Below are 26376 nucleotides of genomic sequence, written 5' to 3'. Positions count from 1 at the left end.
GCGCACCATGTACAGATCAACTTACATAATGCATGGATCCCTTTTTTCAATATGAGCCTCGGCGTCAGTACTGTTTGGTGGCTTGAGGAACCGGACTCTCACTCCAGCCAACACAATTCTTCCAAATGTATTACAGACCAACCAATCGCCCTGCCCCATAATGCATGCGATAATATGATGAAAATCAGACAGATTCGCACAACATAGAATTCACAGGAATCGCTTTTTCAGGGGACTCAATAATGACCAAGTTAATTTCACAGGCAGACCTAAGCCAACTTGCAGAATCGGCGCAACAGGCGGATCGGCGACGCAACAACCTCAATGTACATGACTCCGTAGATGCGAATGTGCAAAGACTCTTCATCGCCACGCAACCGGAAACCTACATCAGACCCCATAGACACAGCGAACCGCACAAATGGGAATTCTTCATGGTGATTCAAGGGAGCATGTCATTACTGTTGTTTAGCGATGATGGCCGCATTGAAGACAGAATTGAATTATCCGCGTTGGATGTTCGCGCGGTAGAGATTCCTCCAAACACGTGGCACAGCTATACCTGTATGGAAGAAGACACCGTTGCGTTGGAAATTAAGGAAGGAGCCTACACTCCGACACCTGAGCAAGACCTTGCTCCGTGGTCACCAAAGGAGAATACTCCTGACACAGCCGCCTATGTTGAGTGGATGAAAACGGCCAAACCCGGAGACAAATTCAATTAAGAGACGCGGTTCTGAGTGACTTTTTCTTCGCTGCAAGAAGGTACACTTTGCCCTTTCCTAGTGGGATCGACTCCAATCCTCCAGGCTGGGCAGATAAGTCACTCTGCTCCGACAATACAATGTAGTCCGGATTGTTGCGGATGAATTTAACGAGCTCTTTACGGGTGGCGAGATCACGAACCGGGTGGTGCAAATAGTATACCGCGGCTCCCGACAGTCTTTCCTCAGGTTGATACAGGGCCACGGCTGCCTTGGTGTCTGCAAAAGCCTTGCTTTGAAAGACGTGCTCAAATGATCGAGACTGGCTTTCTTTCTCATCCAAATTCTGGCCATAGAATATATACAGCGCACACACAGCCAGCAGATTAAAATAAAATGCGAACCCCACCTTTTTGCTTCTTACAGAAAGTACGGCAGCTGTTAAAATCGCTGCAATAGCGATAAATGCAAGCAACCAGACTGCAGACTCCTTCCATATATAAAATGTACTGTATATGCAATAACACAGCACAGCAGAGGTTATCAATATCTGGAAGTAGATTAAGTAATTGACCGGCTTTACGCCATTTGAAATCTCCCCCGCATCCCATTTCTTGTGGATTTTCTCCACAAAGTACGCAATGAACAGGGCTCCCACAGGATAAATTGAGAGCAGGTAGATTATCCTCTTTGAACTCGATATAGACAGAAACAAAATGGGAATCAGAAGCCAGCAACAGAGAAACAGCCAATATGGGGATCTGTCTTTTGCTTTCAATCCTACATATAAACCGAGCGCAACGAAGACTAACCAGGGTTGGAATAGACCAGGAATTCTTACCAAGTAATAGTACCAAGGCTCGACATGGCCTCCGCTTTCTCCCAATAGCCGCCCAACGCTATTTACCCAAGTGGCTTCATAAAATGCGACCCAACCAGCCTTCATATAAAGAAGTGTGAGCCATAGAGAAAGCGGTACAATAGCAACTAAAAATATCACCGCTAATACGAAGATGCCTCTGTACCAATGACATTTCCTGACAAGAATATTCGAGAGGATGCTAAAGGGAAAAATTACTATTCCTATGATAAACAGACCAAATATGCCTTTTGTCAGAGAAGCTATGGATATGCCTACAACCGCCGAAAGAATATAGAGCCTGTTTTTTGACTCGAGATAGTAATAGAGATTTAGTAACGACAAAGAGACGCCAAACGTAAGCAATACGTCTTGACCGGAACTTCTTGAATACGACCAGAACATGGCCATGGACATTAAGGACAGAGCAGCTGTAATCTGAGCGACAAAGCTTGCTTTGCACCTTTTTAGATGAAAAATCAATAGACAAAGTATGCCTATCGCTGAAAGCATGGATGGCAGCCTGGCGGCGAAAGAGTTGATCCCAAATGCTCTAAAAGAAATTGCCGTCAGCCATGAATACATCGGCGGTTTTTCTAAAAAGGGCTTGCTGTTTAGTTTTGGCACAATGAAATCTCGATCGAGATACATTTGTGCGGCGATTCCAGAAACCCTGGCTTCGGTTGATTTGGTCAACGGCGTCGTACTGATTCCGGAGAATAGAAGTGCACCTGCTAATAGTATGAACCCGACCCAGACTGCCAGATGATCAATCTTTACCCGCATCATGGTTTAGCCACTTCAATGCTCTTAGGATTACAATGAATACTTCAACGGAATCCGCCATTATTCTCACATAGATCATTATCCTCTGGGGGCTTCAATATTTTGTAAATACTCTGTAAAAATTTCGTGAAAATTGAAACTAAATGGCTGGATATCGGAGACATATACCCTATGTTTCACAAATGGCTAATAGAGATTTGAGGGAATTTATAACAGCCCAGGAAATATTGTATATGGGGAGAAGGTATCGACCTTACCTATATCTCTGGCAATTGTGTTAAAGGCTTTTCAAGCCCTAATCGATTGAGGTTAATGCGGCTACACAAGTGTATATAAAACACCCTGAGAGCCGCGAATCCATTGATTGAGAAATATTGCTATTCTTTCTAGCTATAGTGATGTATTAACTTTTTTGTCGCTGAGACTTTCCAGCACCAGAACTAAAATCACACTAGCCAGCGCCAATGTCACACATATTGCGATCTGAAATACAGAGTCTGACGCATTGTCCCAAGGCAGTACGTTCTGCATCCTGAGGTTGCCTATCTTATCCCCTATCGATTGCTTCCAAGGCCAAATGATAGAGAGGGAACCTACCAGAATGCCTATTAGCCAAGATAAAATGGATTCACGATATCGATGCAGCAGCAGTGACAGAAGACGCACAAAGACTAACAGGCCAGTGCCGCAACCTGCGGCGAAAATTGCCGCAGTGAGAAAATTCGCTGATTTCACTGCTGCTAGAATCGGCTGATACATGCCAAGCAATAGCAGGATAAAGCTCCCTGATATTCCCGGCAGGATCATCGCGCAGATAGCAAGGAACCCGGAAAAAAAGACCGTGAGCGGTGTAACCTCTATGTGCACTGGTCTTATTTCTCCAATGCCGATCGCACAGACCACCCCTAAAACAAGCCAAAATATTTTCAGGCTTCGTTTCGGCATTTGCCGGTATACAAGCCAGCTGGAAGCCGCCACCAGTCCAAAGAAAAACGCTGACGTCTGTGTAGGGTAATGTTCAAGGACGTATGAAATTCCATGTGCCAGAGAAAGGACACTTAGAGCGATACCTGTGAGGAGACTGATCAGAAAGTTGCCATTTATATGCTGCCAAAATGCGCGAGGCCCTTCCTTAAACAAAGTACCTACGGCAGAAATATTAATGGCCTTGATGCTATCGATCAGCTCATCATAAATCCCCGTGATAAATGCGATGGTACCGCCAGAGACTCCAGGAACCACATCAGCCGCCCCCATCGCAGCCCCGCGCAAAACCACGCCAAAGTAACGCCCCATAAGAATCACCCTAATCACTTAGCATCGCTGTACTCTTCAGCGAATTATCCCTTGTATCATAGACAGTTAGAAGCGACCGCTGTCAAAATTGGTGGCGCACACGATCGCGGTGACTACCAATCTCAGAAACTTTGACGTCAAACGGCCTTAGTCCGTCCGCAATAGGTTACCACTACCAGGAATAGGAGGCACTGACTCCCGCAAAGTCTCTACCGACAAGAGGAGTAATTTCTACGCCTCCCCTCGGTGTCGTGAAGTGGAAGGCGCTGAAAATACCAACCGCGGCGCCAGCTGTTACATCAACTACGTCGTGCTTTTTCGCTTTAACCCGGCTATAGGCAACATAAGTAGCCGCCAGATAGGCCGGAATGGCTTCGGTTAATCCATATCGTTTGTGAATGAAGGCTGCACCCTGGAAGGCCGAGGACGTATGTCCCGATGGAAACGAATAGTCTCCATTGTTTTCCGGTCGGGGTTTATTGATCGCGTATTTCAGTGAATACGTAATACCGAGGTTCGTCGCAAGGGACTTATAAAACTGGTTCCTCCCTTCCGGGTCTCGGTTGAAGTAAGTCATCGAGTAAGCTGTGGCCGGGATCATCATCTGAAGAAGGTCTCCCAGCTTTTCGCCGCTACTCTCACCTTTTGCAAAGGCAGGTTCTGAGGGAATTGGTATCGCCACGCAAAGAAGAACTGCGTACCAATAGGTTTTTGTCCGCATAAATTTAACGCCTTGCTTCTTCTACTTATGAAAGCAAGTACCCCGCGACCACCTTTTGGATCTATTGGATTTATATGTCACCTAATGGCAATCGGCACCACCCATTGGCAAAGCAAAATCCAAAATCCTCTACTTCCGTGAACGCAATGGGATACTCAGCCCTTCAGAACTACACACGTTGTGTAAAATCCAGATTCATGAGCTGAGCTTGCTGCAGGCGGCATCAAGGATTAGTGAAAAGAAGGTCAAAAATTTGTCAAATTTCGACAAGTGCAATAGAAAGGCGGATCGCCCCCCTTAGTGGGTAAACTTTGGAATCGACGTTGGCGATTCACGAAATCGCGCACGCTACCATATAGACGTATTGGGGACCTTTGATATCTCAATAGCTCAATACGCGGATTTTATTGAATTTCTCGGACACCGCCCTTGTCCCTCACGGACCAGGCACTGCATGCACAGGCAATGGTGAATAAGGCGGCGATAGCCAGTGTTCTGGACATGAACCTCTAGTCACTGATTGCGAACGGCAGACTAATACTGGTGGTCGCGACCACTTTCCCGTTATAGTCTGTGAATGCGCCAGACAGGCTGGTGTCGTCCTACAGCTAAATTGACATGACTCTGCCACCGCTCTAGGCCTGCTGATTGGAACCCCAGGCCACTCTTGGATGCGACCAATTTCTCCGGAAGCAACATCGGTATACGCTTTGTACAGCCGACTGATATTACGCACATATAGCACCGGTTCCGCGCCGCGCACGTAACCGTACCGGGCTTCATTGAAATAGCGCGGCTCGGATAACTTGAGCATCGCCTTTTCGACATTGTTAAACCAGACATTCGGATTCAGTCCAAGTTGCTGGGCGAGCCGCTGTGCGTCTAGCAAATGTCCGTACCCTGCATTATAGGAGGCTAAGGAAAACCACAGTCTGTCATCTAGGGCTAGGTTTGGATCGAAGCGGCTGCGCACCCAATCCAGATACTTGACTCCAGCCTGGATCCCGCGATCCGGCTCGAACAACGGAGGGGGAATTCCCATATCCTCGGCAGTACGGGGCATAACCTGTAACAGCCCCTGCGCTCCCACTGGAGAGACAGCCTTGGGGTTGAAATTGCTCTCCTGCCACATCTGCGCCACAACGAGCCGCCAGTCGAATTCGTGTTTTTCGGCAGAGTTTTTAACGAGTACATCATAAGGCGAAAGGTCTTTACCTGCGACTATTCGCGCTTCAACCCTTTGCGTATAACGTCCGCTGGGTTTGAAATATGCGGCGATCTTTCGCTGATATTCATCGGTCTTGAGAAAACCCAGTAAAAATTCATCAATTTTCTGCAGCAGCTCCTTGTTTTGTGGCAGCGCCATCCAACCCTGAGGCCGCGGTTCAGTAAGCAAGATACCCGGTAATAATTCTGATCGCAGTGAAGACTCAATTTCGACCGCGTGAGCATCACCGACAGTAGCATCAATTTCGCCGTCGGCCACCATATTCACCAACTGGCCAAAGGATACAGGTGCAACTTCGATTTTAACGTCGATTCCATGATCCCGGAGAATCTGCCCAACCTCAACGAAACTCGAACTAAAGCGTACAGTCAGAGTTCTCCCCCCCAGATCCTGCAAAGTCTCTATCGGTGGGCGACTTTTGTTACTCAGGACTTGCGCCGGCATTTCCAGATAAGGCGTGCTGAAAACCACACCCTGATTGATTCTCTCTTTGGTAATGGTTGTTGAGGATCCGGCGATATCACCGCGCCCTTCCTTGAGCCATTGAATTAGGTCCTCTGTGTAGGGCACGACTATAACCTGTAATTGCAAGCCATGCTTTTCGGCGAAGATTTTCGCCAGGTCATAATCGAATCCCATCAGTATGCCTTTCCAGAGAAAGTAGCTGGTCGCAGTGTTATGGGTAAGCAGTCTTAACACTCTCGATTTCTTTATCGCACTCCAGTCGGACCTGCGCCTACCACTCTCCACGACCAGTGTCCTCGTCAGAAAATTATTGAGCCGGAGGTGCAATTTAGGAGAATTTTTGCGTATCGCCCAGACAATATTCTCTTCACCACTGACTTCAGCTCCTTGCCTGATGTCATTCCGATACTGGCGAATACCCTCCACAATATTACTATCCAAAATAGACGCTGAGTTTGGATACTTGTTCAACATGTCTATCAACCGGTCAGGGCTGTCTCTGAGATTGATTTCTTTGACCGTTAGATTTGCATGAGGATAGTCCGCCACCAACTTTCGCGCAGTGTCCATGAAAGTGCTTTGGCTGATGGCCAACAGTGTGATATTGCGCAGTTTCTCTGGTGCGCTGATATCTGGGCCGCCCCGCGAAGTCACCAGTACCTGATGGCTGTGAAATAGCGGCTCAGTGACGTCGATCAATTCGCGACGCTGCGGGGTGTCAGTAAAATTGTCCGGGAGGACATCGGCCTGACCAAGACGGAGTAGTTCGACCGCATGTGCCGGAGTCTTTGCCTGTATCCATACGGCCCTCAGCCCAATCCTACGGGCAAATTCGTCAGCCAGTTCCCGATGGCGTTGGGTAACGATAGCCGCGCGTGGCAACTGGTCATCAAGTGAATAAGCGTAAGTGACAAAGCGAATGACGCCGCGCTTTTTAAGCGCATCGAGATCCCCGCTCTCCTGGTAATTGACGAAAACAGGGCGTTCGTGCCCCCTCCCCTCCACCGAATTGCTGCGCAGGTGGTTCGCCGTAGAGACGTCCGCGGAACTATTTTCCTTACCACAGCCGTAAACGGTCGCGGCGACCAAACCAAATATGCAGACCGCCAGCCAAGTATTTCGACGCAACATTCGTATCTCCAGGTGCAGTAACATGCTGGATTTTAAGGTTGCTCAATAACGATTGTTTCCCGATGGCACAGCACTGCAACGGCCCACTTGCCAAACCGACGTGTGAACCTGCAGTCAGCTATAACCGCGGCGGCAATAGCCGTAGCAGACTTTGGTTTAATAGACCGATTCAGACATTTTCCAATATCTTACTTCGGCATTAGCGATTTTCCCCATTTTTCAAGGCGATTGGTGACACGCCACCGGATACCACGCCGTTAGAGACCCATAGCTACTTGGCCCGCCGCCTCGGCGAGATGGGACTAGCATATTTACATGTCGTCGAAGGACAGCTCCACGGCGCAACAACAACGAAACTATCGATGCTGGAGCACTGCGTGCAGTATTCGGCGGCCCGTACATTGCCAACAATGGCTACAATCGCCAGAGGTCCATCGACGCGACGTCTTCCGGCTATGCCGATATGATCACCTTCGGTAAGCTCTTTATCGGCAATCCGGACTTAGCAGAGCGTCTGCGTGCGAATGCGCCTCTATTTGAGGCTCCGGAATCTTCCTACTTCGGTGGCGGGGCGGAAGGCTACACTGAACTCGCCCGCCCATAGACTCAGACCACATGACAGACCCTATCCCTACGTCACGTACCGTCAACAATCGGAGTCCAAACATGAAATTGAAAGACCTACTTCCTGGCAAGCTTGGTTTCGGCACCGCGCCTCTTGGCAACATGTTCCGGAATATTCCAGAAGAGGAAGCCCGGGCCACGGTAGAAGCTGCATGGAACGACGGCATCCGCTACTTCGACAATGCGCCCTTCTACGGCGCCGGCCTTGCGGAGATCCGCATGGGCGAAGCACTGGCCGGGCATCCACGCGACGAATACGTCATCAGTACCAAGGTCGGCCGCCTGATTCTGGATGAAGTCGAAGACATCAGCAGTCGAGATCTCGGCGAAAAAGGCGACGTGTTCAAGTACGGACGCCCGAACAAGATCGTCAACGACTATTCACACGATGCCACCCTGCGCTCCATTGAGGACAGCTTGAAGCGCCTTAAGACCGATCATATTGAGATCGTCTGGGTGCACGACGTCGCCCAGGATTTCTACGGCGATGAATGGCTGGACGTGTTCGAGAGCGCTCGCAAAGGTGCATTCAAGGCGCTTGATAAGTTGCGCGACGACGGGGTGATCCAGGCCTGGGGCCTGGGCGTGAACCGTGTCGAGCCAATCGAACTGCTACTCGACCTGGAAGAACCGCGCCCCGACGGCTTCCTGCTCGCCGGCCGCTACACCCTGCTGGATCATTCACGTGCGTTGCAGCGCGTAATGCCGAAGGTAACGGAGCGCGGGCTGGGCATCGTGGCCGGCGGGCCATACAGTTCCGGGGCACTGGTGGGTGGTCCGAACTTCGAGTACGCACCGGCCACGCCAGAAATTCTCGACAAGGTTGCTCGAATTAAGGCCATCGCAGACCGCCACGGTATCAGCATGAAAGCGGCAGGACTCCAGTTCGCACTTGCCAATCCGGCAGTGGCTGCGGTAATACCCGGCGCCAGTAAACCCAGCCGAATATCGGAAGACCGCGCGGCACTAGAGGAAGTGGTACCCGCAGACTTCTGGCGAGATCTCCGCAACGCTGGCTTGGTCGATCCTAACGCGCCGTTACCAATATCGGTTTAAGATAGCTAGGGTAGTTTCAAGCCTGAGGCTGTGACGTACGTGCAATACAATCAGCTCAAGCGTATCGCAGGAGCTAGCCACGGAAAGTAAATTGCCTTTCATCAAGTTATGCAGATATTCACCGATGCCGAGTTCACCGGATGTGAACTCGGCTCTCCTTTCAATACCCACCTTGAGTCAAAATAGAACGGTTCAATATAAGAGCGTCCTACTTGATGATACAGAATTAACTGGGCATAGCCTCAAATTGCGGAACATCAAGCTTTTTCGCCCACTGTAAACGGCGCTTGGTAAACATCTCCAGCTTTGGTTCGATCAGTTCCGGTCGGTCCAGACTGCCAATGGTGACAAGGATATTGCCGGGAAATCCTTCCAAATTACTGGTAAACAATCTGGATCCGCACTCGGGACAAAAATTCCGATCGAGTCCTTTTCCGGTGTCTGCAGTATAATGAAAGGACTTCGGGCGGCCGCTTAACATTTGGAAATCGTCCTCCGGCACACTCAAAAATGTAGCCATTTCCCCGCCAGAAGCCTTTTTGCAGTCTAAACAGTGACAGCAAGCAATAAAGGAGGGATCGCTATTGAATTCAAACTTCACTTTTCCGCAAGCACACTGCCCTGTATATTTTTCACTCATATCAATTTCTCTTTCTAGTAGATCCAACACCTGTCTGGTTCAACAGCGATGAGATTTTCTCAGCCCGCTGGCAATCACTATGCTTACCCTGTCTTATAACTGAAAGAGCCTTTCAGCACGGTCAAGCCATCTTCATAAATACCCTGAAACAAGGCGGGGGCATTAATTTCACGCTCTATTCAAGTTCACCAAGAGAATCTTTTCATTTCATTCTAAATAGGCACTCACATCTTTGGGAAGTGTCCAAATGTAATGCAGGCAAACGTACGTAAGCATCGCGAAGGTAACACCTATGAGCGCCAACGTAGGGTTAGGAAGATAGCTTGAGCACGCGGTAATAAATACGCAAAGTAGCGTCAATACAATGTTATTTATTCGATGTGGCGGCAAGGCTTTGAAATAGCTAATCTGCTTACCGACATAAAAGAATGTAACCCCGAATAATGCCAGCATTCTAAAACTCTCCAAATCTATTTCATCGCGCATAGTCAGACCAATCAGGCTGGCAAGTATCACCAATCCCATTGCAAAGATCACATGTGTATAGAGCAGGGTTATTCCTCTACGAATGTCTTTAGCACTTTCGAGCAAATAGAAGGTCCCGTAGTAAATCCACCAGATGGCGCCAATCAAAATGAAGCCAAAGACCATGGCAATGATATTCTGGGATTCACTGGCACGATCTTGCAGGCTGGCAACCAGGCTGATAATCGTCTCCCCGAGTAAAATCATGCTCATCAGGCCAATACGTTCAACCAGGTGTTTCCTGTCCTCGCGCGTGAGCCGGACATTCCTGGAGACAAATGCCACCAGGAGCATTTCCAAAACTATGCCGGAATAGAAAATGACAAAACGCACCCCATCTGAAAAAGCCAGTGCGCAACAGGAAACTATTGCTCCAATCAAGGTAGCTATGCACATCCCTCCTGCATACCTTTGCATGCTGCAACCGCCGACTAGAGACCACGCATACAGGCTTGCAATGATTAAACGAATGGCACTATATACGAGTATGAATTGACTCGTGTTCACAAGTACATTACCACCGAACATCGCCGATAGATTAATCAGCAAGAAGATGATCAAAAGTGTCAGGATGCGCTGGACGCGATGGTAGGTATCTAACCGATTTGAATAGAGCGTGTGGCTGGCCCAAATCCACCAGAGCGGAAAGAACTGCAGCATAAAATCCCAGAGCTGCTTTAGTGCCACATGACCATTGTGGCTGTGGGATAGACCATGGGCAATTACCCCGATGCAAGCAACGAAAATCAGGTCAAAAAACAGCTCAAGCCAAGTGGCCTGACGGTGCTCAACGAGTGACCGGGGCCCTTTCACCAAATGCATATGTCAATTACCCGGACAATGGGCACCGGTTTCAATCCAGGCCTGAATCAGCGCGCCGAATTGTTGCTGGGTACCCGGTGCAGGTTTGCGCCCCTTGCCCGGATGCCATGCCCAGCCGACCAGTCCGTCCTCAGCCAAGTGCTTGTGAATTTCCTCGAGAGTTCGATTGCCGTTGCGCTTCTTGTCCTTCAGCTGCTCGCAGATCTCCCCCACCGATAATCCCTGCCACGCCATCGATGGCGGGGCCAGCGCCCAGGGATGGTGGCCGGGCACGCTGGCAATAGGGTCACCGAAGGTACGAACATTGTCTGTTTGGTGACAGGTAGAGCAGGCCAATCCTGGAGGCCCCTGCCCCTCCGCATTCGCCACGATTGGCGGTTGGTGGGGTTCCAGATTGTCTCCCTGAGTGGGTGTCCGGGTGACCGGATGACAATTGAGACATCTCGGACTCTGCATTACACGCGCGGCTTCTGTGAAGAGCGCGACCGAACGACCCTTTTGATCGGCCAGATTCGCAAAGCTGACAACGGGTTTCAGTGAATCTTGAGTAGCGTTCGCCATGCGCTTCTCAGTCGCGGTCACGCGAGGGATGCCCACATAGAGTGCAACCGCCAGGAGCCCCACGGCAATCAGCCAGGTGCGATGGATATTCAAGCTCTTCATCACCCCTCCTCGCCCTTCGCCACTTCTATCGGTAACGTCATTATCCGTTTGCCGGTTGCCGCTGACACCGCATTGCTCACTGCCGCTATTGCGCCGGTGGTTCCGGGCTCTCCAACCCCGCCGGAATCTTCTTTACTATCGATGATATAGACTTCGATTTCTGGTGCTTCACGCATGCGTAACATTGGGTAGGTGTCGAAGTTACTCTCCACGATACGGCCGCCTTTTACGGTGATTTTCCCGTAAAGCGCTGCAGTAATGCCGAAAATGATTCCACCTTCCATCTGCGCGCGCACCACATCCGGATTGACCACAAAGCCAGTGTCTACTGCGCACACCACCTTCTTCACCCTGACCCTTCCCGATGAAGAAACATCTACCTGCGCTACAAGTGCGAGATGGCTGCCAAAGCCACTAAACACCGCGATACCGCGCCCACTACCTTTCGGTAGCGGATGACCCCACCCCGCTTTGTTGGCTGCCAGTTCCAACGCCGCTTTCGGGCGCGGGTGCTTATTCATCATCGGCAAGCGGTAAGCCAGAGGGTCTTTACCGGACTGTAACGCCAGTTCCTCGATTACGCTTTCTACTACAAATACATTGCGGGTTGGTCCCACACCTCGCCAGTTGCCGGCACCGAGCCCTTTCGGCGGCTCGTTGCGGGTATATTCAATCAGTGTATTAGGAATATCGTACGGCCCCTGTGCACACTCGACTACATCCAGATCAATGCCATCTTTAGTGTTACCTGGTAAAAAGCGCTCCATGACATTGGGTCCGATGACACGATGCCGCCAACTGATAGGCTTACCGGCCGAATCCAGTCCGACAGTGACGCGACTGTTGTTCAAATAGCGGTAGTAATCGTGCTGCATATCCTCTTCTCGGGTCCAGGTTACTTTAACCGGACCCTCGACTTGCTTGGCGATAAGTACCGCTTGCGGGACATAATCGATCTCCAGCCGCCGGCCGAACCCGCCGCCCAGATAGTAGTTGTGCATGGTGACTTTGTCGGGAGGAAGGCCGACCGCCTTGGCCGCCGCCTTGTGTGCCCGCGCTAAATTCTGGGAACCCAGCCAGACTTCGCAGCTATCAGCTTTTACATGCACCGTACAGCTCAGCGGCTCCATGGCTGCATGTGCCAGTATCGGTTGGCGGAAATCAGCCTCATAGCGCTTCGCCGCTCGGGCTTCGGCCTTGGCCACATCGCCTTCTTTTGTGAAGATCAGCCCCTTGCGTCGCAGGGCTGTATCCGCTTCGTGCACCAAGTCTGCGGTCGTGAGCGTGGCATTAGCGCCTTCATCCCAGCGGATTTTGAGCGCAGCCAATCCCTTCCGCGCGCCCCAGGTGTTATCGGCGACAACGGCTACTGCATCATCAGTTTTGACGATCTGCTGTACGCCGCGGATCTTCATAGCTTTGCTGTCATCGACGCTAGCAAGCTTGCCATTGAAGACCGGACAGGCAGACACCACTGCATAGCGCAGGCCCGGCGGGCGCACGTCGATACCGAAGATGGCGGAGCCGTTGGTTTTCGCAGGACTATCCACACGCTTGGTCGACTTACCAACGAAACGAAACTTATCTGGCGTCTTTAGTACAGGAGAGGTGGGAATAGGAAGTTTCGCAGCATCGCGCGCAACCTGGCCGTATTCAATACTTCGCCCACTAGCGGCCTCGATGACCCTCCCGTCCATAGCATGGCAGGCCGAGGCCGGCACATTCCAGCGACGCGCCGCAGCTTCAATAAGCATTTCTCGCGCAGCAGCTCCGGCTTGGCGCAATGTGATCCAGGAGCCACGAAGGGCGGTCGACCCGCCGGTTACCTGCTCACCGATAAATGGGTTGGCATAGAGCTCGTTATTCGGCGGCGCGGCCTCGAAGGATACACTTGCTGGCTCTACTTCGAGCTCTTCCGCAAGCAACTGAACCTGTGATGTATAGACGCCCTGCCCCATCTCCACATAGGGAAGAACGAGGGTGATGGGTCCACTGGCATCGATTCTCACAAATGCATTTGGCTTCGGTTTGGGGACTGACGCGGGTGGCGTCGCGGGCACCTCCTGCGCCCATACACGCCCACCGACCGAGAAGCCGATTAGCAGTCCGCTCGCCGCAGCCAGCGAGACACCAAGAAAATCGCGCCGGGAGGGACTTTTGATGTCGATTTCATCCCGGCTCATATGGATGCTCCCGAACCGGAACTATTAGCGGACTCGGAAGCAAGCTTGGAAGCCCGGGAGATGCCTGCCCGAATCCTTACATAGGTGCCGCAGCGGCAAATATTGCCACTCATGACCGCATCGATATCCGCATCGCTCGGCTTGGGGTTTTCCGCGAGGAGACCCGCGGCAGACATCAATTGGCCGGACTGGCAATAGCCGCATTGAACAACGTCGAGCTCGCGCCATGCTTGCTGCAAGGCTTTACCGATGGGTGTTTCGTGCAGCCCTTCGATGGTCCGCACTTCCGCATCACCAACTGCGGAAATTGGTGTGACACACGAGCGCTTGGCTTGACCATCCAGGTGGACGGTGCAAGCACCACAAAACGCGATACCGCAACCGTATTTGGTTCCAGTCAGACCGACAACATCGCGCAGAACCCATAGCAGCGGTGTGTCGGCGTCGACATCAACCTCTCGCACTTTACCGTTAAGGTTAATTGAATATTTCATGAAAGTTCCATAGTTGCAGTATTCGTTAACGGGTGACAGATGTTCACTCGTACTAGCCGGTCAAGTGAATAATTTAGCGTATGGATGGCTTTCATTCTGAAACAAAAAAGAATGAGATGTCATTGTACTGGGGGAGGCCATTTCAGAGACGCGTTTATCGTGTAACTGAGCGGAGCGAGACTCAAGAGCAAACAATCCCGCTTGAATCTGACCCTGCCTCCTTAGCATGTACCTGTCACCACGTAACATGCGGGTTTGCCAACACCTTCTGCACCGATTTGACGATGACAAGAAAACCGTGTTCTCGCGTATGGATCCAAATGGCGAATCTAAAACCTTAATGTTAAAGTTAAGGTTAAGCTGTTCCACATTGAGGGTGCTTAAAAGGCATGAATATCGGAGAACTCGCAAAGCAGACGGGGCTGGCGCCTTCCCGTATCCGATTCTACGAACGCATTGGTCTATTGAAGACAGTCCAGCGCTTGCCCAACGGCTACCGGTCCTACCCGCACGAAGCAATACTGATGCTCAACCTGATTACCACGGCACAGAAAGCCGGATTTAGCCTTGACGAACTTCGCACGCTGCTACCGCCAGATTTGGAAAATTGGGAACGTGACTCTCTCGTCGAAGGTATTCGCCGCAGGGTCAAAGACATTGAGGACATGGAGGCCCAATTGGCTGAGAGTAAGACCCAGCTCGTTAAGGTGCTCAAGCAAATTGAAGCCAAGCCGGAAGATGTCGACTGCACCACCAACGCCAAGCGAGTCTCGTCCCAGATGGGGCTTGGTGAGCTGGAAAGCCCTGCCCCGGCGACGGACGAGGTGAACAGAAAGAGTAAAAAACAACGGCATTAACTGGAGGCATCCGGCCAGTTCGGCATCACTTTATTGGGGGCAATAGCTTGATTGTGCCCTTGAAGCCGGAGCAGCCCCGAAGGCCCAGGTTTATATGTACTTAAACGTCTTCTGAGGTACAGAATCTATGTGGCTGTTGACATTAAAGTTAACTTTAATCATAGGATCGCCTCCCACCAGGAAGTACGAATCGAGGAGCAACTGGGCATGCAAACGATACTGGGAGCAAGCGGACAGATTGGACGCGAACTGGCAACCCAATTGAAGCGGGACTTTACAAGCGAAATCAGGGTAGTCAGCCGTAACCCGCAGAAAATCAACGATACAGACCAGTTGCACAGTGCGGACCTGCTGGACGCGGCACAGACTATGCGGGCGGTTGAGGGGGCGGAAATTGTCTATCTTACCGCTGGATTGCCAATGGATACGCAATTATGGGTGAAGCAGTGGCCCATCCTGATGCGCAATGTGATCGATGCGTGTGCCGAGCAGGATGCCAAGCTGGTATTTTTCGACAACACCTATATGTATCCGCAGACCGACGAACCGCAAACTGAAAACACCGTGTTTTTGCCCTACGGTGAAAAAGGGAAAGTCCGCGCTGCAATTGCCCGGGACCTGCTCAAGGCAATGGAGGAAGGCCGTGTCCAGGCAATGATTTGCCGGGCTCCGGAGTTCTACGGGCCGGGAAAAACCCAGAGTATTACCAATTCAACTATCATCGATAACTTGAAGTCCGGGAAATCGGCCAAGGTATTCCTGCGTGACGATACATTGCGAAGCCTGATCTACACACCGGACGCAAGTCGGGCCATGGCCCTGCTGGGCAACACGCCCGAAGCGTACGGCCAGACATGGCACCTGCCCTGTGACGACGATCGACTGACATACCGCCAATTCATAGAACTGGCGGCTGACATATTTGGTACAGACGGAAACTACAAAGTGTTGAAGAAATGGCAGCTCCGGCTTGCAGGTCTGTTTAACAAGACGGTACGCGATGCAGCCGAACTCCTACCGCGCTATGAAGTGGATAACATCTTCATTTCAGACAAATTCAAGTCACGCTTTCCGGGTTTCCAAGTCACTACTTTTCAGCAGGGGCTGGCAAAGATACACCGTGAGAGTAAAGGAGCCTGAATTTCATATACAACTGTTACTCGCACCGAAAGTGAAGCGCTCGGCCCAAGTCAATGGCATACGTCCACCAACACAGCGATTGCTGAGTCGTTAGCGTCAGATAATACGCTCCGGCGCCGTGCTCTTTTCCAGACACACAGCGATCAATTTTGATGTGGGCGTGTAACTGCCAATGCCGTAACTCTCCAGTGGTAGCAGCGGGTTGGTTTCCGGATAGTAAGCCCCTGCCTGTCCCGCGGGGATATCGTAGGCGAGCAACTTGAACCCCTTTATCCGGCGCTCGATATCGTCGCCCCACAGGGAGATGATATCGACTTGCTGTCCTTCTTCGAATCCCAGCCGGTCAATATCCTCACGATTGATGAACAGAACCTGGCGGCCGCCGGTGACGCCGCGATACCGGTCGTTGGGGCTGTATACCGTGGTATTGAATTGGTCGTGGGAGCGCATGGTCTGGAGAAGCAGATCGGGCTTGCGCGCTTTGCGGTTTACCTCTTCCCTGAGTAAGGATTCCAACAGCGGGTGACTCATAAAGTTCGCCCGCCCGCTCGCGGTCTTCCAGTGCCGCTGCCCCGCGGCATTCTGCAGGTAGAAGCCTCCGGGGTTCTCGATCTTTTTATTGAAGTCTTCAAAGCCGGGGATCACATCGGCGATCAGGTCGCGGATCCTGCTGTAATCCTCGACAAGATGCGGCCAATCGACGACATCTTTCCCCACCGTTGCATTGGCGATACCGGCAATAATCGCGGTCTCGGAATACATCTGGGGCGAAAGCGGTTTCAACTGGCCGTAGGATGCATGCACCATGCTGAAGGTATCCTCAACGGTCACCGCCTGTGGGCCGCTCGCCTGCTGGTCGATATCGGTCCTGCCCAGGCATGGCAGTATCAGCGCCTCGCGGCCGGTAACCAGGTGGCTGCGGTTGAGTTTGGTATTGATATGTACCGTGAGCTGACAGGACTTCAGGGCTTTGTGGGTGCGCTCGGTATCCGGTGTTGACTGGGCAAAATTGCCCCCCAGGGCGATAAAGACTTTTATCTTTCCGTCGAGCATCGCCTTGAGGCAGTTGATGACATTGACACCCTTTTCCCGCGGGCAGGTGAAATTGAAGCGCTTCTCCAGCCGGTCGAGAAACTCTGGCGCGGGGGCCTCATGGATGCCCATGGTGCGATCACCCTGAACATTACTGTGCCCGCGCACCGGGGAAAGGCCGGCGCCCGGTTTACCAATCTGGCCGCGCAGCAGTATCAGGTTGGTCATTTCCTGAATGGTCCAAACCCCGTGATAGTGCTGGGTAATACCCATACCCCAGAAGAACAGGACGCGCTTGCCCGATGCGTAGATGTCGGCCATCTCCTCGATTGCCGACTTCTTCAGACCGCTCTGCTCGAGAATATGGTCCCAGCTAGTGTCTTCCTCTACCAGCTTGCGGTATTCGTCAAATCCACTGCAATTCTCCGCAATGAACTCCAGATCGAGGGGCCCCTGGGCGCCCTCTTCTTCCGCCTTCCGCTGCCGCTCAAGGAGCAACTTGCTGATCCCGCGGCACAGTGCCATGTCGCCACCGAGTGCCGGACGGTAGTAGGCAGTGCTGGTGGGAGTGGAACTGTTGGTGAGCATTTGGAGAGGATTTTGGGGGGCCTGGAAACGTTCCAGCCCCGTCTCGCGCAGCGGATTCACCGCCACGACTTTCGCGCCGCGCTTAACCGCCTTGCTGATAGGATCCAGCATGCGTGGGGAATTGGTGCCGGGATTTTGCCCGAAGATAAAGATCACGTCGGACTGCTCAATATCCTCGTAGGTAAAGGTACCCTTACCGACCCCGAGACTTTCTTTCATTGCCGTGCCGCTGGCCTCGTGGCACATGTTGGAGTCATCGGGCAGGTTGTTGGTACCGTAGATGCGTACAAACAACTGGTACAGGAAGGCGGCTTCATTGCTGGCACGGCCCGACGTGTAAAAGGCCGCTTCATTGGGGGATTCCAGCGCGTTGAGATGGCGCGCCACAGTCGCAAAGGCGTCGTCCCAGCTGATCGGACGGTAGTAATCCGAGGCGCCGTCGTAATACATGGGCTCGGTCAGGCGCCCCTGATACTCCAGCCAGTAGTCATCATTCGCTAGCAGCTCCGGAATGCTGTTCTCGGCGAAAAATGCCGCATCCACGCGACGGCTGGTTGCCTCCCAGTTGGTAGCCTTGGCACCATTCTCACAGAAACGAATGCGCCCCTCATGCGGGTCCTCACCCCAGGCGCAGCTGGGACAATCGAAGCCTTTGTGGTGATTGATGCGCAACAGCAATTTGATGTTCTTTAACGCCTGGGCACTCGCCAGCGTGGTATTCGTCACATTGCGCAGCGCACCCCAACCTGCGGCGGGCCCGCCGTAGGGTTTATATTTGAACGGTTTGACGGGAGGTTTCATCGAAGCATCTCAAATTGTTTGCTACAAAGCTGTAAATTCGTTCGGATTTTTAGGCCTTTTGACACAATAAGTTTGGTAAGTCTTCTTCTTACGCGAATTGTGAAGCTACTTTTCGCCATCACCCGCATTCGGTCGTGAGTGCCCTGGATCACTTTCAGCCCAGCAGCCACCATCGCAGTAAACCCGCGACGAGACCAAGTGCGACAACGCTCATCACCCAGATCGCGACCATCCACGCCAGTTGCTTCCAGAAAACGAGCTCGAACTTCATCAGTGATAGCCCTCTCTGCCGACTTTCCCGCGAAATACCCAGTAAGCCCAGGCTGTATAAGCCACTATCGTGGGAATGATGACGACGGACCCGATCAGCAAAAACAACTGGCTGTCGCGCGGGGCAGCGGCATCCCAGAGCGTGATCGAACGAGGGACGAGGTAGGGATACATACTGATCCCGAGACCGATAAAGCCGAGTAAAAACAGGGCAAGTGCCATCAGGAAGGGAAGCTTCTCCGCCCGCTTTTTCAGGCTCCAGAAGAATACTACCGTGCAGATCGCAACGAGCAGTGGGACTTGCGCCGTCAGCAAAACCTGCGGCATATCGAACCAGCGCCGCCAGTAGTCATTGTCCAGGAAAGGCGTCGCTGCACTCACCATTGCCAGCGCAAGAACTGTGCCGAGGCCCAACCAGAACGCCATTCGGCGCGCATGCTCCTGGCCGCTACCTTCAGTCTTCATGATAAGCCAGGTCGCACCCAGCAAGCTGTACCCGATGGCCACGGCAAGGCCGGTCAGCAGGCTGAAAGGGCTTAACCAGTCGGTCCAACCGCCGGCATATGCGTTATCCTCCACCGGTATTCCCTGCAGGATTGCGCCCAGTGTTACGCCCTGGGATACCGCTGCAATTGTTGAGCCCCCCGTGAAGACCAGGTCCCAAAGTGCCCGGTGCCGCGGGTCCCGCCAGCGAAACTCAAAGGCAACCCCGCGAAATATGAGCCCGAGCAGCATTGCGATGATCAGCGGGTAAGTCGCAGGCAGAATGATCGCATAGGCGAGAGGAAATACAGCGAAAAGGCCGCCGCCCCCCAACACCAGCCACGTTTCATTACCGTCCCATACTGGCGCAACAGAGTTGATCGCCTGGTCGCGCTCATGACCCGGAGACAGGTTCGGAAACAGAATACCGATGCCGAGATCAAATCCATCCATCACGACATAGGCAAACACGGCGAAACACAATATCGCCGCCCAGACCAAACTCAGATCGATGCTACTCATGGGATTCCCCTCCTTTCGGTACAGGAGCGGTAACCGCTGATCCCGGCGTAATACCCGCCGCGCGTGTTGGCACATTTTCCGGCTCGGTTTCTCCCCGATGTGGGGGCACTCCCATCAGGTGAAACAGGTAGTAAACACCGGCGCCAAAGACAGCAAAATAGACCACGATAAAAGCGATCAGGGATGCCGCGACCGCGGGCGCATCAATAGGCGAATTCGACTCCGCGGTCCTCAACAAACCGTAAACCGTAAACGGCTGACGACCGACTTCTGTGGTCACCCAACCCGCGATGACAGCGACAAAACCCGCGGGCCCCATGGCGACTGCGGCCCGGTGGAGCCAACGCCACTCGTAGAGTCTTCTGCGCTTTCTGGCGAACAGGCTCCATATCCCCAGAGTGAGCATGGCGAAGCCGAGCGCCACCATGATGCGGAACGACCAGAAAATAATCTTTACCGGTGGCCAGTCCTCGCGTGGGTAGTCAACGAGCCCCGGTAGCGGTGCATAAGGGTCGTGTTTCAATATCAGTGAGCCGAGGTGGGGAATCGCAACCTCATAGTGAACACGGGCTTCTTCGTCATCCGGCAATCCGAACAGAACAAGGTGCGCACCATTTGGACTGGGTTGATAGTCGCCCTCCATCGCCAACACTTTAATCGGCTGGTGCTCAAGCGTATTCAGCCCATGTGCATCACCAGCGAGAATCTGGATCGGCGTCACTATCGCCGCCATCCACATGGCCATCGAAAACATCTTGCGCGCACCGATATTGGTGCTGTCCTTGAGTAGATGCCATGCGCCTACGCCGCCAACGGCAAAGGCGGTGGTTAAATATGCCGCGGTAACCGTGTGCACGAGCCTGAAGGGAAAGCTGGGATTGAAGACAATATCCCACCAGGATCCCCCGGGGACGAACTGGCCACTTTCATTGATCTCATAACCGGCTGGCGTATGCATCCATGAATTAACCGATAAAATCCAGAACGCCGAAATAAATGTGCCGAGCGCCACCATGCAGGTAGCAAAGAAATGGAGACGCTTCCCGACTTTGCTGATACCGAAGAGCATGACTCCGAGAAATCCGGCCTCCAGGAAAAATGCCGTCAGCACCTCATAAGCCATGAGTGGCCCCAGGATGGGGCCCGTCTTCGCTGAAAATACCGACCAGTTAGTGCCGAACTGATAGGACAGAACTACGCCAGAGACGATGCCCATACCAAAAACGACTGCAAAAATTTTCAGCCAGTATCGGAACAGGTTGGCGTATACGCCACGACCGGTCTTCAGCCAGAGTGCTTCGAGCACCATCAGGTAACTCGCCAGGCCGATCGAGAAGGCGGGAAAGATGAAATGGAAGGAAACGGTGAAAGCAAATTGCGCGCGCGCCAGAATCACCGGGTCGAGCTGCTCAAGCAATGCTTCCTCCTTCCAATGGGCAGAGAATTTTTGATCAGCAACGATGATAGTTGAGGAAATTGGCTTTAGCGTATAGAGGAGGCGGAAGCGTCTAGTTGGCTGGAAAACACACGAGCGGCTATCACTTTTATTGCCGACGCTTCCTCAATTTTTTGTGGAAATCGAAATGACGATCTGAGGCCGGCAGCATAGCGGGACTCGGGGGCCAGACTACCGATGCAGCGCTTATCCGCCGGCGCGACTTCCATACACGGAGGGGGCCACACCCTCCCAGCGCTTGAAAGCCCGGCGGAAATTGGCCACGTCGTTGTAGCCGAGGTTATAGGCGATTTCCTGTATTGCCAGCCGGCCGGCGCGCAGATATTCCAACGCCAGCGTGTGCCGCACCTCTTCGAGGATCACCCTGAAGCTCGTGCCCTCTTCCTGCAGCCTGCGGTGTAGGGTGCGCGGCGTCATATGCAGCAGCCGCGCGATCACTTCCAGGCTTGGAAAAGCGCTGCGCCGCTCCAGCAGGATGCGATGGATACGGGCACCCAGCGAGGTGTTTTCGCGGATTTTCTCCAGTTCCCTCTTACAGATCCGCTCCGCATCACGCAGGGCCATCGGATCCGACATACCCAGCGGGCTGTCGAGTGCTCCGGGGGCAAAGGCAAAGCCCGCCCAGGCATGCCCATAGGTCACCGGGCAATCGAACAGCCGGCGGGCCAGGTCACTGTAGCCGGTTTCCGCAAACGGGAAATACACCTGCTCAATCCAGGTTTTGCCCTGGTTCACGGTATCGAAAATATTCTTGATGGCCAGCATCACCGCTTCCAACACCGTTCTTTCAGCAGCGCCCAGCGGACAGTTGGGCACAATTTGTAGATGCTCGGTTCGCGCTTCCTTTCCCTGTACATGTCGCATTGTCACCAATGTGATCCGCAGGGCCAGGTAGCGCTCTGCCAACTGGATCGCCTGGCGCAGGGATTCGCTCTGCAGCGCGGCGAACCCCAGGATGCCGTGGGTATTAACCTGAAGTCGCTCTCCCAGTAACAGGCCAAGCGCCGGCTCAGCGGATAGATTCACCGCGCGCTCAATGAGCTGGATGAACTGGGGATAGGTCGGTTGAAAGGCGGGGTCGGCGAGCCGACCGGGCTCTATATCGCAGCCCTGCAGCCAGGTTACGGAGTCCGCTCCTGCGGTTTCCAGCAGTTCCGCAATTTGCCGCAGGTACAGCGGGGGAAGCATGAAGTCGGTCATTGCGGCTGTCTCAACTGTGGGCAGTCCCAGAGTGTCAATAAATGACCCGTCAATGTCAATCCGGCCCCTCTCCACTTGCGCTCCTCCCCCGTAGGATTTCCATGTCCGCATCCACTGCGGGCCATGGCAGAAGGAGGAGACATGTTTTCAATTTTTCGAAGCCGGCATCCGGGTACCGCGCTGATCAACGGCGAGCCCGTGCTCGTCGATCCGAAAGAAACCCTGCTGCAGGCCGCCCTGCGCCAGGGCATTGATTTTCCGCACAGCTGTCGAGTCGGTGGCTGCGCCAGCTGCAAATGCAAACTGGTGTCGGGCCGCGTCCGCGAGCTGACCGACTCCGGCTACATCCTGACCGACGAGGAGCTGGATGCCGGGTACATCCTCGCGTGCCAGAGTGTGCCCAAAGGCGACGTCCATATCGAAGTCGACCTGTCGCAGCAACGGGCGCGGCAGCAGGTGGCCGGCAAGATCATCGCGCAGGAGCCCCTGACCCACGACATCACCCGCCTGGTGGTACAGCTGGAGGAAGGCCTGGCTTACAAAGCCGGCCAGTACGCTGATCTGACACTGGACTGCCTGCCCGAGGCACCGCGCAGCTTCTCCTTTGCCAGCCCGGTACAGGCAGACGCCAAGGTCAGCTTCTTTGTGCGCAGGGTGCCGGGCGGACAGTTCACCGGCAGGGTGTGCGGCGAATCCCTGATCGGCCAGGGCATCACGGTCGATGGACCACTGGGCGATTTCACACTGCGCCCGGGCGCAGCACCATTGCTGCTGGTCGCGGGCGGCAGCGGCCTGGCCCCGCTGCTGGCCATTTTGCAGGACGCCCTGGGCCACGGAGTGGCGCGCCCCGTTACGCTGCTGTTCGGTGCGCGCGAAGAGCGCGATCTCTACGCCATCGAGGCGATACAGGAACTGGCGAAGCAGTGGCCGGCGCCCTTCCGTTTCATTCCGGTGCTGTCCGAGGCGGGGCCCGACTCCAGCTGGCACGGCGCTAAGGGCCTGGTGACGGCGCAGATCCCTGCCCTGCTGGAACCGGGCGCGCACGCCTACTTGTGCGGCCCACCGGGGATGATCGACAGCGCCGAAGCACTGCTGCGCGAGGCCGGCGTGGCGCGCGAACATATCCACGCCGACCGCTTCACCAATCGCAGCCAGGGGCCGGCATCCACTCGCCATCCCGTCATCGAACACCAACAGGAGAACTGACCATGAAGAGTCTGCACTATTTGAAATACTTTCTATTCCACGCTATCGGCCTGTATGCGGCCGTCGCGATTCTCGCCGGCGGCGCCTGGACCAGCTGGGGCCTGGCTGCCGTGGTGGCCTTCTACCTGGTGGGTGACGCCGTCTGCGGCGACGACACCAGCACGCCCCACTTTGGCCATTCGGGCATCCTGACCTTCCAGCTGTGGCTGGCACTGCCGCTGCTCGCGTTTATTGTCTTCTCGGCGGTCTGGAGTGTCGGCGATGGCGACGCACTGGGATTTGGCGCGACGCTCGGCCAGCTGACCGGATTCGATCTGCTCGCCGCCCGCGACGCGACCGCCACAGTGCATCACCTGTCGGCCTGGGTGCTCACCGGTCTGATGATTGGCGTTATCGGTACCGTTACCGGCCACGAGCTGACTCACCGCACCTGGGATCCGGTGTCCTTGCTGATCGGCCGCTGGCTGCTGGCCTTCAGTTTCGACAGCGTCTTTTCCATTGAACACGTCTACGGACACCACCGCTACGTATCCACCACCGAGGACCCGGCGACAGCGCCGCGCGGCCGCAACGTCTACTTCCACATACTCGCCTCCACCGCCAAGGGCAATGTCAGCGCCTGGAAGATTGAAAAGAAACGTCTTGCGCGCAAACGGCATGCGCTGTTCGGCTGGCACAACCGGGTGATCCGCGGTCACCTGATGAGCCTGTTACTGGTACTTATCGCCTACGCGATCGGCGGCCTTGAAGCCGCGCTTTTCTTCACTGCCAGCGGGCTCTGGGGAAAGGCGTTGCTGGAGATCGTCAATTACATGGAGCACTACGGTATGGTGCGCGACCCGGAAACGCCGGTACAGCCGCGCCACTCCTGGAACACCAACCGGCGTATCAGCTCCTGGACCATGTTCAATCTCACCCGGCACTCGCACCATCACGCCCAGGGCGAAGTGCCCTACCAGGACCTGAAGCCGTTTCCGGATGCGCCAATGATGATCGGCGGATACCTGACGACTATCGTCGTCGCGATGATTCCGTCGCTGTGGCACAAGTTGATGACACCGAAGGTACTCGCATGGGATCGCGACTACGCCAGCGCCACAGAGCGCCAGCTCGCTGCGCGGGCCAATGCGCGATGCAGAATAAAGGCGCTAGTCGCTGCATCATCTGCCACAACTTGACGTTGGAAAGAGACCAGGGCCCGCCCCCGAACATCGAGCGCCGCCTCCCGGCGCTGCGATGTTTTCATTGAGAGCTGCCTGCAGGTTACTGGGGAAAGCACGTTCGTCCTGTGGTCGTCACGGCAGTTAGATTCCCGCGCGGCGGATAATCGCGGCTCCAGCAGCCCTGAAAAATTATCCAAAGCTATGCTGAGTAATTGAGAAGCTACACTTCCAGGGGGTTACAGGACAAAGAAAATGAAGTTAAAAACCAGCACCCTGGCCACATTGATGATGCTTTTTGCACTGGTCGCTCACAGTATGTTGGGAATTTCTGGCGAGACTCCAGATGTCAAACCTCTGCTCGAGATACCCCTGCCTGAATTTCCAGGAAAGGAAACCTCAATGATCGAAGTCCGCTACCCACCCGGCGGCTCGGATCCGATTCACAGGCATAATGCCCACGCCTTTGTTTATGTGCCGGAAGGCCATGCGGAAATGCAGCTGAAAGGCAAGGATCCGGTTCAGCTTGGGCCCGGCGATACTTTCTATGAGGATCCCAAGGCAATCCACCTGGTAGGGCGTAACTTAAGTGACACTGAAGAGGCACGCTTTGTGGTATTCCTGATAAAAGACCAGGGTGCCCCACTCCTGACACCGGTAGAAAGGTGATTTCGTCTTCAATTGGAATCGACCTGCACCTCGTGGGTCTTCTCCAACCAGGTTGGTGCGACACCTATCAGACTCATTGACTCCTGTATATACGGTTTTTCACCCGGGAGATCTGCACCAAATGCAATTGCGGTATCCAGTGCGAATAACGCAATAAATATTAGCTTAGACCTGCGCAACTTTTTCACAACACATACTCCAGCTCTCTTCATTGGCATCCCGGCAATGCAGGTTGGCAAAATTAGCTTTGCCAACCTGCCACAGATTAACTGAGTCCCGCCTTATTAAGACCAAAGACAGCATCCTGAGAACCCGGCTCTGTCCGGGAAAGCACTCCCAGCCTATTCCACATATTGATCAGCCCGATCAAGAACGTAATCTCTGAAATTTCCTCATCGCTAAAATGTTCGGAGACGGAACGATATAGTTCATCATCGATTCCCTCTGGACCAATCTGTGTGAGAGCCTCGGTGAGTGCGAGGGCAGCCTTTTCCTTCGCATTAAACAGCGGAGACTCCCGCCAAATCGCCACATGGTAGAGACGCAGCTCTCGCTCCCCCCTGATTTTGGCCTGCTTGCTATGCATGTCCACACAGAAGGCACATCCGTTTAGCTGAGAGGCCCTGATCTCAATTAAGCATCTCGTCAGAGGATCTATAGAGGTTTTCTCCCCAGCGATACTCGCGTCAGAAAGGGTTTTGATAAGACCTGGGATTGTCTCGAAATGATTTACTCTTTTAGTCATTACTGGTTTCCTCAGTTAAATATCCAACTGCATCATCACCAAGTGATTTA

22 protein-coding genes are annotated in these 26376 nt (G+C 53.5%); 7 read left to right on the top strand and 15 right to left on the bottom strand.

Translation table 11 applies throughout. The features are described 5' to 3' along the window. The first annotated feature begins 242 nt into the window (after window positions 1-242). Window positions 243-725, top strand: a complete 483-nt coding sequence (locus tag IG168_RS10240; protein ID WP_193164296.1) for a WbuC family cupin fold metalloprotein — start codon at window positions 243-245, stop codon at window positions 723-725. Here the strand turns inward: IG168_RS10240 and IG168_RS10235 are convergent. The 4 genes from IG168_RS10235 to IG168_RS10220 all read right to left on the bottom strand — a co-directional run bounded on the left by IG168_RS10235 (window position 718) and on the right by IG168_RS10220 (window position 7190). After that, on the bottom strand, window positions 718-2352 hold the full coding sequence (locus tag IG168_RS10235; protein ID WP_193164295.1) for an ArnT family glycosyltransferase: 1635 nt from the start codon (window positions 2350-2352) through the stop codon (window positions 718-720). The two genes, IG168_RS10240 and IG168_RS10235, sit on opposite strands and share 8 nt — an antisense overlap. Before the next feature lie 387 nt (window positions 2353-2739). Next, on the bottom strand, window positions 2740-3645 hold the full coding sequence (locus tag IG168_RS10230) for a DUF368 domain-containing protein (RefSeq protein ID WP_193164294.1): 906 nt from the start codon (window positions 3643-3645) through the stop codon (window positions 2740-2742). Between the two features lie 172 nt (window positions 3646-3817). Next, entirely contained in the window at window positions 3818-4366 is a 549-nt protein-coding gene (locus IG168_RS10225) for a phosphatase PAP2 family protein (protein ID WP_193164293.1), read from the bottom strand. A 436-nt stretch (window positions 4367-4802) separates the two neighbouring features. Further along, entirely contained in the window at window positions 4803-7190 is a 2388-nt protein-coding gene (locus IG168_RS10220; RefSeq protein WP_193164292.1) for an MltF family protein, read from the bottom strand. 666 nt (window positions 7191-7856) lie between these two features. On the opposite strand from IG168_RS10220, the gene IG168_RS10210 reads away from it, so the two are divergent. Further along, complete coding sequence (locus tag IG168_RS10210; protein WP_193164291.1) at window positions 7857-8870, top strand: aldo/keto reductase; 1014 nt, start codon at window positions 7857-7859, stop codon at window positions 8868-8870. A 226-nt stretch (window positions 8871-9096) separates the two neighbouring features. Here IG168_RS10210 and IG168_RS10205 read toward each other — a convergent pair whose 3' ends face one another. The 5 genes from IG168_RS10205 to IG168_RS10185 all read right to left on the bottom strand — a co-directional run bounded on the left by IG168_RS10205 (window position 9097) and on the right by IG168_RS10185 (window position 14197). Further along, a complete protein-coding gene (locus IG168_RS10205; protein WP_193164290.1) occupies window positions 9097-9510 on the bottom strand; it encodes a GFA family protein in 414 nt (137 codons plus the stop codon). Between the two features lie 207 nt (window positions 9511-9717). Beyond that, the gene (locus IG168_RS10200; protein ID WP_193164289.1) at window positions 9718-10857 is read right to left on the bottom strand and encodes a low temperature requirement protein A; all 1140 of its coding nucleotides are present in this window, start codon (window positions 10855-10857) and stop codon (window positions 9718-9720) included. Between the two features lie 3 nt (window positions 10858-10860). Further along, a complete protein-coding gene (locus tag IG168_RS10195; RefSeq protein ID WP_193164288.1) occupies window positions 10861-11520 on the bottom strand; it encodes an Isoquinoline 1-oxidoreductase subunit in 660 nt (219 codons plus the stop codon). Continuing rightward, a complete protein-coding gene (locus tag IG168_RS10190; RefSeq protein ID WP_193164287.1) occupies window positions 11520-13703 on the bottom strand; it encodes a xanthine dehydrogenase family protein molybdopterin-binding subunit in 2184 nt (727 codons plus the stop codon). The genes IG168_RS10195 and IG168_RS10190 overlap by 1 nt, the downstream gene beginning before the upstream one ends. Continuing rightward, window positions 13700-14197, bottom strand: coding sequence for a (2Fe-2S)-binding protein (locus IG168_RS10185; protein ID WP_193164286.1), 498 nt, complete (start codon window positions 14195-14197; stop codon window positions 13700-13702). The genes IG168_RS10190 and IG168_RS10185 overlap by 4 nt, the downstream gene beginning before the upstream one ends. 389 nt (window positions 14198-14586) lie before the next feature. On the opposite strand from IG168_RS10185, the gene IG168_RS10180 reads away from it, so the two are divergent. Together IG168_RS10180 and IG168_RS10175 are read left to right on the top strand one after the other, a co-directional pair. Next, complete coding sequence (locus IG168_RS10180) at window positions 14587-15054, top strand: MerR family transcriptional regulator (RefSeq protein WP_193164285.1); 468 nt, start codon at window positions 14587-14589, stop codon at window positions 15052-15054. Between the two features lie 207 nt (window positions 15055-15261). After that, window positions 15262-16194: an NAD-dependent epimerase/dehydratase family protein gene (locus IG168_RS10175; RefSeq protein ID WP_193164284.1), complete on the top strand. Its 933-nt coding sequence runs from the start codon at window positions 15262-15264 to the stop codon at window positions 16192-16194. Between the two features lie 96 nt (window positions 16195-16290). On the opposite strand, the gene IG168_RS10170 is transcribed toward IG168_RS10175, so the two are convergent. From IG168_RS10170 to IG168_RS10150, 5 genes are all read right to left on the bottom strand, one after another. Further along, on the bottom strand, window positions 16291-18615 hold the full coding sequence (locus IG168_RS10170) for an FdhF/YdeP family oxidoreductase (RefSeq protein ID WP_193164283.1): 2325 nt from the start codon (window positions 18613-18615) through the stop codon (window positions 16291-16293). A gap of 154 nt (window positions 18616-18769) precedes the next feature. Then, window positions 18770-18886, bottom strand: coding sequence for a DUF2474 family protein (locus IG168_RS10165; RefSeq protein WP_193164282.1), 117 nt, complete (start codon window positions 18884-18886; stop codon window positions 18770-18772). After that, window positions 18886-19890, bottom strand: a complete 1005-nt coding sequence (gene cydB / locus IG168_RS10160) for a cytochrome d ubiquinol oxidase subunit II (protein WP_193164281.1) — start codon at window positions 19888-19890, stop codon at window positions 18886-18888. The genes IG168_RS10165 and cydB overlap by 1 nt, the downstream gene beginning before the upstream one ends. Then, window positions 19883-21307, bottom strand: coding sequence for a cytochrome ubiquinol oxidase subunit I (locus IG168_RS10155; protein ID WP_193164280.1), 1425 nt, complete (start codon window positions 21305-21307; stop codon window positions 19883-19885). Before IG168_RS10155 ends, cydB begins: the two co-directional genes overlap by 8 nt. Window positions 21308-21532: 225 nt before the next feature. Further along, window positions 21533-22546 carry an AraC family transcriptional regulator gene (locus IG168_RS10150; RefSeq protein ID WP_193164279.1) on the bottom strand — a complete coding sequence of 338 codons (1014 nt, stop codon included), beginning with the start codon at window positions 22544-22546 and terminating at the stop codon, window positions 21533-21535. 141 nt (window positions 22547-22687) lie between these two features. Between IG168_RS10150 and IG168_RS10145 the strand changes: the two genes are divergently transcribed. The 3 genes from IG168_RS10145 (at window position 22688) to IG168_RS10135 (ending at window position 25581) form a co-directional block, all read left to right on the top strand. Further along, window positions 22688-23752 (top strand): 2Fe-2S iron-sulfur cluster-binding protein, encoded by a 1065-nt coding sequence (locus IG168_RS10145; RefSeq protein WP_193164278.1) that lies wholly within the window; start codon window positions 22688-22690, stop codon window positions 23750-23752. Between the two features lie 2 nt (window positions 23753-23754). Continuing rightward, window positions 23755-24930 carry an alkane 1-monooxygenase gene (locus IG168_RS10140; protein ID WP_193164277.1) on the top strand — a complete coding sequence of 392 codons (1176 nt, stop codon included), beginning with the start codon at window positions 23755-23757 and terminating at the stop codon, window positions 24928-24930. A 237-nt stretch (window positions 24931-25167) separates the two neighbouring features. Continuing rightward, complete coding sequence (locus tag IG168_RS10135; RefSeq protein ID WP_193164276.1) at window positions 25168-25581, top strand: cupin domain-containing protein; 414 nt, start codon at window positions 25168-25170, stop codon at window positions 25579-25581. A 265-nt stretch (window positions 25582-25846) separates the two neighbouring features. Here IG168_RS10135 and IG168_RS10130 read toward each other — a convergent pair whose 3' ends face one another. Further along, a complete protein-coding gene (locus IG168_RS10130) occupies window positions 25847-26326 on the bottom strand; it encodes a carboxymuconolactone decarboxylase family protein (protein ID WP_193164275.1) in 480 nt (159 codons plus the stop codon). Window positions 26327-26376 lie beyond the last annotated feature (50 nt).

Origin of the sequence: Microbulbifer hainanensis (assembly GCF_014904735.1) — a bacterium.
Classification (GTDB): Bacteria; Pseudomonadota; Gammaproteobacteria; order Pseudomonadales; family Cellvibrionaceae; genus Microbulbifer; species Microbulbifer hainanensis.
Note: the sequence above shows the minus strand (reverse complement) of the source record. Positions and strands in the feature narration are given on the sequence as shown.

Excerpts from the sequence above, each read along its gene's own strand:
- IG168_RS10200 (WP_193164289.1), bottom strand. The coding sequence starts at position 10,857 with ATGCATTTGGTGAAAGGGCCCCGGTCACTCGTTGAGCACCGTCAGGCC.
- IG168_RS10130 (WP_193164275.1), bottom strand. The coding sequence starts at position 26,326 with ATGACTAAAAGAGTAAATCATTTCGAGACAATCCCAGGTCTTATCAAA.
- cydB (WP_193164281.1), bottom strand. The coding sequence starts at position 19,890 with ATGAGTAGCATCGATCTGAGTTTGGTCTGGGCGGCGATATTGTGTTTC.
- IG168_RS10170 (WP_193164283.1), bottom strand. The coding sequence starts at position 18,615 with ATGAAACCTCCCGTCAAACCGTTCAAATATAAACCCTACGGCGGGCCC.
- IG168_RS10185 (WP_193164286.1), bottom strand. The coding sequence starts at position 14,197 with ATGAAATATTCAATTAACCTTAACGGTAAAGTGCGAGAGGTTGATGTC.
- IG168_RS10220 (WP_193164292.1), bottom strand. The coding sequence starts at position 7,190 with ATGTTGCGTCGAAATACTTGGCTGGCGGTCTGCATATTTGGTTTGGTC.
- IG168_RS10235 (WP_193164295.1), bottom strand. The coding sequence starts at position 2,352 with ATGATGCGGGTAAAGATTGATCATCTGGCAGTCTGGGTCGGGTTCATA.
- IG168_RS10225 (WP_193164293.1), bottom strand. The coding sequence starts at position 4,366 with ATGCGGACAAAAACCTATTGGTACGCAGTTCTTCTTTGCGTGGCGATA.
- IG168_RS10230 (WP_193164294.1), bottom strand. The coding sequence starts at position 3,645 with ATGGGGCGTTACTTTGGCGTGGTTTTGCGCGGGGCTGCGATGGGGGCG.
- IG168_RS10240 (WP_193164296.1), top strand. The coding sequence starts at position 243 with ATGACCAAGTTAATTTCACAGGCAGACCTAAGCCAACTTGCAGAATCG.
- IG168_RS10135 (WP_193164276.1), top strand. The coding sequence starts at position 25,168 with ATGAAGTTAAAAACCAGCACCCTGGCCACATTGATGATGCTTTTTGCA.
- IG168_RS10150 (WP_193164279.1), bottom strand. The coding sequence starts at position 22,546 with ATGACCGACTTCATGCTTCCCCCGCTGTACCTGCGGCAAATTGCGGAA.
- IG168_RS10205 (WP_193164290.1), bottom strand. The coding sequence starts at position 9,510 with ATGAGTGAAAAATATACAGGGCAGTGTGCTTGCGGAAAAGTGAAGTTT.
- IG168_RS10180 (WP_193164285.1), top strand. The coding sequence starts at position 14,587 with ATGAATATCGGAGAACTCGCAAAGCAGACGGGGCTGGCGCCTTCCCGT.
- IG168_RS10165 (WP_193164282.1), bottom strand. The coding sequence starts at position 18,886 with ATGAAGTTCGAGCTCGTTTTCTGGAAGCAACTGGCGTGGATGGTCGCG.
- IG168_RS10140 (WP_193164277.1), top strand. The coding sequence starts at position 23,755 with ATGAAGAGTCTGCACTATTTGAAATACTTTCTATTCCACGCTATCGGC.
- IG168_RS10190 (WP_193164287.1), bottom strand. The coding sequence starts at position 13,703 with ATGAGCCGGGATGAAATCGACATCAAAAGTCCCTCCCGGCGCGATTTT.
- IG168_RS10145 (WP_193164278.1), top strand. The coding sequence starts at position 22,688 with ATGTTTTCAATTTTTCGAAGCCGGCATCCGGGTACCGCGCTGATCAAC.
- IG168_RS10175 (WP_193164284.1), top strand. The coding sequence starts at position 15,262 with ATGCAAACGATACTGGGAGCAAGCGGACAGATTGGACGCGAACTGGCA.
- IG168_RS10195 (WP_193164288.1), bottom strand. The coding sequence starts at position 11,520 with ATGAAGAGCTTGAATATCCATCGCACCTGGCTGATTGCCGTGGGGCTC.
- IG168_RS10210 (WP_193164291.1), top strand. The coding sequence starts at position 7,857 with ATGAAATTGAAAGACCTACTTCCTGGCAAGCTTGGTTTCGGCACCGCG.